Below are 710 nucleotides of genomic sequence, written 5' to 3'. Positions count from 1 at the left end.
GCCTTCGACAAAGGGACTGGCGATGAACCGCTCGGCCGTCAGCTCCGGCCGGTTGAGGTAGCCGCGGGCAACGCCGGCCCCGCCGATATAAAGCTCGCCCACCGCCCCGAATGGCACGGGCTGACCATGACCGTCCAGCAGGTAAATCCGCGTGTTCGCGATCGGACGGCCGATCGGCATGTTGTGGGGCTCACCGCTGCTCGCTTCAATAAGAAGACTGGACGACCAGATCGTTGTTTCGCTCGGACCGTAGAGGTTCCTTAGAGACTTCGACCCTTCAAGAGACGACGCCAGATCTGCATGTAGTGCTTCGCCTCCACACAGCACATTTAAGTCAGGTGTTCCTTGCCAGCCGGAATTCAATAACATGCGCCACGTCGCTGGAGTGGCCTGCATCATGGAAATTGCGTGGTGGACAAGAAGATGCTGCAACCTCGCCGCATCCATGGCATCCTTGCGGTTAGCAAGGACGACCGTGGCTCCGGCGCTTAATGGAAGATATAGCTCCAATCCCGCGATATCGAACGAGATGGTTGTGATGGCCAGGAATACATCCCGTTCAGAGATCCGCGATATATCCGAAAAGGCATATAGGAAATTCTTGAGACTCTGATGCTCGACCATGACGCCCTTTGGGGTTCCGGTGGAACCGGAGGTATAGATGATATAGGCGAGATGGCGTGCGGTAAGGCCAAGGGCGCGGGGGTCTG

Annotated in this window: 1 protein-coding gene; it reads right to left on the bottom strand. The window is 57.5% G+C overall.

Annotation, left to right across the window (positions count from 1 at the left end):
• On the bottom strand, positions 1 to 710 hold a 710-nt coding region (locus PY650_RS36615), incomplete at both ends, for an AMP-binding protein (protein ID WP_285884989.1).

The organism is Martinezella calliandrae (genome assembly GCF_030272695.1).
Taxonomy (GTDB): Bacteria; Pseudomonadota; Alphaproteobacteria; order Rhizobiales; family Rhizobiaceae; genus Rhizobium; species Rhizobium calliandrae.
The sequence above is the reverse complement of the archived record's forward strand: the minus strand, read 5'-3'. Positions and strand labels throughout refer to the sequence as shown.